Source organism: uncultured Paraglaciecola sp. (genome assembly GCF_913058035.1).
In the GTDB taxonomy this organism is placed as follows: Bacteria; Pseudomonadota; Gammaproteobacteria; order Enterobacterales; family Alteromonadaceae; genus Paraglaciecola.
In genome coordinates, this window is sequence record NZ_CAJXPA010000049.1 from 21,303 (window position 1) to 27,302 (window position 6,000).

Consider the following 6,000-nt stretch of genomic DNA (forward strand, 5'->3'; position numbering starts at 1 on the left):
TAACATCAATTTTAGTCATGTCTTAACGCTATATTATTCCAATCTCAAAAAAATCAACTTATATCAAACAACAATTAAAGGTACCAAAACAATTAATGTTGCTAATTCATTCCGGACTGAGTTCACGTCTTTGCAACAAAACAAAAAATTACTTCATGTAAAAACATCAGACTGCCATATAGTACTTTAAAAGTAGGGTTATTCAGTGGGGATAAAAAAATGCGACTCGTTTTGTTCATTGCTTGTGATCAGCGATAGCGCAGGTTGTTATTGCTTAATGAGTTTGACAACTATCCCAATATAAGCAATGAAGTTATCTTGTCGGATGCTTTACTTCGGCATGACTGCAACTTTATTTTAGTGAGTCACGAGTAAACATGTGTGTCAAAATATGGGACAAGCCATATACATTTGATGAAGCAGTCTTCAGACTCTAGGTGGTCAATCTTGTATTTTGCGAACATCGAATCGAAAAGTGTGATCTATTTAATATGATGGAGTCTAACGATTAGCCTGATGCTTATAAGAAGTTTAAGATTCCTTTGGCTTCTTATCGCTGATGATCATGTTCGCTCTTAGTCGCCAAATAAATTAATGTAATCGTATGAGATACCTAGCAGCCTGTCACCTTGATTTGAGTAACCTAGTCTAGTTAATTATGAACCTTCTTTAGATCTTATTAATGATAATAAAACCGGAATAACTATGTTAGGTTTCCCGTAAAGTATAACTATCGGTGTGACAAATTAATAAAACATGGAAGGTTTTACAATGCATTACTAGCGCCACTGGGTGCGAAGACGTTAATAAAGATGCAACGCATTATATGCATGGGTAAAAGTATGAGTCAGCCTATACTCCCTATGAGCAATAAATATAAGATGGCGGCAACGGTAATCTGTTAGCTATTGCCCTAGGTTCTAAATAAAAATGTGATGAAATGTATAACTATGCAATCGCCTTGAGTGAAAGCTGCGATAGTGAGCCAAAATAATGTATACCTGACGTTTTTTGTGGTGCTTATTCTCGAGATTTTGATGGTGATAAAGCCGTATTAATGACTTTGGATAGTCGTTTCGTTGAGTTCATTTAAGCTGTTTAATTTAATTTTTTAATGTCGGAATATATTTCATGCACCTAACTTTTGGTTATAGGTTATTAATGTGTCATGTATGATTTTCGTCATCTTATTTAAACATTTTATGTAAACAGATTCCGACTCGATAATGTCAGTCATACTGACAGATGGTTGTATTGTCTGCTGTATTTGAGTTTAGTTGTCAGTATCGAACAGCAGAACTGTTTAATCTAAATCTGCTGTATTAGTCGGGCATAATATTTACCTATTTTATAATCAGATGAAATGAGCCTATAAAGAGCGAGAGTAATACATGAGCAAAATAAATGATGATCCACGAATAGATCCCCGAATAAAAGATGTGTTTGGCTCAGTAGCTATGGGTGGTGGACGTGATGTAGAAAGCCGAGAAGCGGCACTAGAATCAGCAAATTCTGAAAGGGCAATCGCTACAAGGCAGCTAATTGGTGCCTTTCTCGAACAGTGTGACACCGAAGAGATTGCGCCGTCGGCAGGTTTAATTATTACCGATAAAACGTTTATGTCTGAGCCAGATGGTAATATGGTTAATATCCAATTTATTCGTCCAGATAACACTGATATTTTGCCCTGTGTTTACTACATTCATGGCGGAGGTATGGCTACAATGTCTTGTTATGATGGTAATTATAAAGCTTGGGGTAGGATAATGGCAGCTCAAGGGCTTGCCGTGGCAATGGTGGACTTTAGAAACGCTTTGGTGCCATCCTCTGCCACTGAAGTGGCACCTTATCCTGCTGGGCTCAACGACTGTATATCGGGTTTGAAATGGGTCAGTGCTAACAGTAAACTTCTTTTAATTGACCCATCGCGGATTATTGTATCTGGTGACAGCGGTGGAGGTAATTTAGCTCTTGCGACTGCACTTAGCCTGAAAAAAGAGAATGACTCAAAACTTATAAGTGGTGTGTATGCACTTTGCCCCTATATTTCAGGAAAATGGCCCACGCCAGAAAATCCTTCTTCGATTGAAAATAACGGGATCCTTCTTGATTTGCATAATAACCAAGGTGCAATGATTTATGGAATAGAAGAATTTCACAAGGGTAATGTTTTAGCTTGGCCAGGGTTTGCCACAGAAGATGATGTGCATGGTCTAGTACCAACAGTTATCAGCGTTAATGAATGCGATCCGCTTCGAGATGAAGGGATCAATTTTTATAGGCTGTTAATGCGTGCAGGCGTTAGCGCAAGTTGCCGCCAAGTGATGGGTACAATTCATGCTATTGAGGTTTTCCCCATCGCTTGTCCTGATATTAGTCGAGAGACAGCCTCAAGCATTGCACATTTTTGCTTCAGTATGCGTTGTAAGTCATAACAAGTTTCATGGCTTATGAGCTTGTTTTCAGATTAATAGCTCAAATCAGTATAATAAAATGCAACAGTTCACTTAATTGAGAAATAGATTAGACAGTAGATGGGAAATATTATTGGAAAAAGTTGTACCTAGATTATTCAATAAATATTGAACCCTAGACTTTTTTTGTCAGTTACCCAAAGTGAATATTGTGGCATTTATAGCTGTTGTTTAGGTCATCAAAAGCCTCAATGATCTGATTCAGAAACTGGTTATGGGTTATTTTCTTGTTAGTTTGAATACGAGCTATTAATACAACCACTTATAACTTTTATCGTTTATTTATTATTAACAACTAAGAAGTAAAATGACTCAAATAATATACCCAATTTGGCGCCAGCGGTTAGCTAGAAGTTTACACATCAACCGGAGTCAGATGCACTCAAAGTATTATCAAGTTGCGAGTGTTGATCCAAGTGCACGTCCTAAAAACAGAACGATGGTTTTTAGGGGATTTTTGCAGGGCACACAAAATCTTTTATCTGTGACTGATTTAAGGAGCGAAAAGATTTCAGAATGGCAAGGTGATGGAAAGTTACACTTTGAAATTTGCTGGTATTTTACCGGGTCTAGAGAGCAATATCGTGTGGCGGGTGAGGTTGCATTGATATCTAATTCTATAAAGTCGAGTTATCAAGAATTTGGGGAACAGACTAAAACAAGCCTTATCAAACAGCAATGGTCAAACTTATCAGATAAAGCAAGGGAGCCTTTTTACTCGAGCAGTCCTAAAGCACCATTTGATGACAGTTCAGCGTTGCCATCGCCGCAAGATAAGCCTGTTATTTCAGTCAATGATACTAATGAGGTTGATAGTAGCAGTAACGCAGCAAGTAATATTACCAGCAGTGTTGTCAGTAATAATGTCGATATTAGTGACAATTTTTGTGTCATTGTTTTCACTCCTCACACAGTCGATTATTTGAATTTAAAGTCTAAACCGCAACAGCGCTGTCTTTACGATATTCAAGATGGTTGGAAAGAGCGAATGGTTAATCCGTAATTGAAAAGATAACGTTAATAAAACATGTATGGTGGGCTTATATGTAAATATGATGGGGAGTATCACAAACCACTGCGTCAATCTTGTCGCCCAGCGCTTTTTTGTTCTATGTATCAAAATAAAATGCATTGTGATGTAGCATATTATTGAGGTAGTTAATAACAAACGGTGATTCATTATAATCAGCGTTTTCATCGACTTAATCCTAAAACTTTAGCAGCAATGTATCCTTGTTATTCTAAGAATTGTACAAGTTCACTGCAGAATTTAATCATCGAGCCTTTGTGCTGATACATCATGTGCCCTGCTTTAAAGTACTTCAACGTGATGTTGTTTTGCAATTTAACGGGTCATTTGTCGTAGTCGATAAAGACGATAGAGTAGTGGGTAGCACCATAAAGTGTGGTTAAGTCTTCGTAGCTTTGTTGCACTAGTAACGAGCAAATCGCAGTTTCTGGCTCAGGGCATGATTTAGATCTACACCGGTGTTAGCAAATGGTATCTTGTTATAACATGATGTGCTCGGTTATAACATGATGTGCTCGGTTATAACATGATGTGCTTGGTTATGAATGCCGCTCGTGCCAATTAGTTCATCATCCACCCGAAGCGATACACCGGCGGTCGGTTTTTACGCCCAACTATCCACGACAATAGTCATGTCATGAATTTAGGTCCCATAGCTGAAAGAGATGGAGCCCAAGATAAATTTTCTGAAATGTTGTTAATAGAATCACCAGTAAATTGCTTCAGGTGTTTAGTTGTTTAACAACCCATTTTTTGTAAAACGGACATACCACTTACGCTTGCAATAAAACGATTTTTTCACAGTAAAGTCATGACTAGCAGTTCTAAAAATTTGAGGTTACAAATACTTTAAATTTATTGATACACCTACTGCCATTTTATCAACCTTGCAGATAAATCGAGCGGTCCGCGTATTATAATAGATATTACGCGAGCCACTGGTCGTAAACCCTAATTGTAGGTATGCGGCATTGGATTGTGTATTAACACTATTATTTATAAAAACGGTGTGATTCGTTCTACAAATAGTCATATAAAGATACTAAAACGAGTAGTTTTACGTATTTACGATCCTGATAACTCACTTAAAATTATATCAACAATCTGTGACCACCAAAAATTATAGATGAATCTTAGGATAACGGTCCGCAGTAATCATGTAAGAGATATTATTTTGAGTCCAAATATTACACCACAACCTATTTTAGACGATGACGAAAAACAGCTTGTGTTTGTGATACTTGATACTACTGAACTTAGTAGGAGACTTTATTTTACTTGTATTGATGCAGGTCAAAAAGATCATGTCATTGCTTCAAATGATGACGGTTGTACGTCCAAATGGAAGCTTTTACTTTCTTGTTTAGCTAGCATGAAGATTGGATATCCTGTACCTCTTGAACTGCATTTATATCCAATTGTAACTATTTTAAATACTCACAAACTTTTTATAACACTGATAAAAATGGTCAAAACTAATGCTCATTTTAGTCATTTATTGCATCACTTATTACATGGCTATTACCTGCACACTTTTCAACAATCCCTGCATAGTTTCCAAAACATTTTAAGATTAGATAAAACACAAATTGAAGTCGTATCTGGAGTGTGTGAATGTTAAAACTGAAACTCAATAAAAAGATGTTGGACTTTTTCGAAAACATTACTAACACGGTGCCAGAGCCTTTAATTCTTTTGGATCACGATTTAAGGGTCGTCGCAGTAAATTGTTTTTTTTATAAACTCTTTAAGCTCAAACCTGAAAGCACCATTGGCCAGACTATCTTTGAACTGGACAATAGCCATTGGGATATACCCGCGCTTCGAGAATTGCTAGGAACTATTTTACCGCAGAAAACCAGTACTGATAATTATGTCCTTGATCATGATTTTACTGACATTGGTCGGAAAGTTATGTTGTTGAATGCCTTCCAGATGGAACAATCTGAAGGTAAAGAACATACAATTTTATTGATCATGCAAGATATCACCGAGCGGTCTGATGAATTAGTTATTTCTAATCAAAAACTTACTTTTCGAAACGTAGGAAAAGATAAGTGTGCAGATGAATTAATCCTTGCCAACATAGAAAAGGACAAACGTGCAGTTGAACTAGCCGTCGCTAACGAAGAGAGGGATAAAAGAGCTGCTGAACTGGTCATCGCCAACAAACAGAAAAAATTTCGAGGAGATGAATTAGCCATTGCCATCGAAGAATTAGGATTTCAAAATTCGGAAAAAGATAAACGAGCAGCTGAATTATTGATCGCCAACGAAGAACTTGGATTTCAAAGTTCAGAAAGAGATAAACGAGCAGCTGAATTAGTGATTGCCAACGAAGAACTCAGATTTCAAAGCTCAGAAAAGGATAAACGAGCAGATGAATTAGTGATTGCCAACCTGGAACTTGCCTTTCAAAACAAAGAAAAAGATAAACGGGCAGATGAATTAGTTATTGCTAACGAAGAAAAGGATAAACGAGCAGATGAATTAGTC

The 6,000-nt window shown here is 37.0% G+C and carries 4 protein-coding genes; all 4 read left to right on the forward strand.

Features of this window, described 5'->3' with window-relative positions; genetic code table 11:
* Window positions 1–1,391 precede the first annotated feature (1,391 nt).
* Window positions 1,392–2,435: an alpha/beta hydrolase gene (locus tag QZ562_RS08590; RefSeq protein WP_293759183.1), complete on the forward strand. Its 1,044-nt coding sequence runs from the start codon at window positions 1,392–1,394 to the stop codon at window positions 2,433–2,435.
* A gap of 346 nt (window positions 2,436–2,781) precedes the next feature.
* On the forward strand, window positions 2,782–3,477 hold the full coding sequence (locus tag QZ562_RS08595; protein ID WP_293759184.1) for a pyridoxamine 5'-phosphate oxidase family protein: 696 nt from the start codon (window positions 2,782–2,784) through the stop codon (window positions 3,475–3,477).
* A 1,201-nt stretch (window positions 3,478–4,678) separates the two neighbouring features.
* Window positions 4,679–5,125, forward strand: a complete 447-nt coding sequence (locus QZ562_RS08600; RefSeq protein ID WP_293759185.1) for a hypothetical protein — start codon at window positions 4,679–4,681, stop codon at window positions 5,123–5,125.
* Window positions 5,119–6,000: PAS domain-containing protein (locus tag QZ562_RS08605; RefSeq protein WP_293759186.1), on the forward strand; the 882-nt coding region annotated here is incomplete at its 3' end. The genes QZ562_RS08600 and QZ562_RS08605, both read left to right, overlap by 7 nt.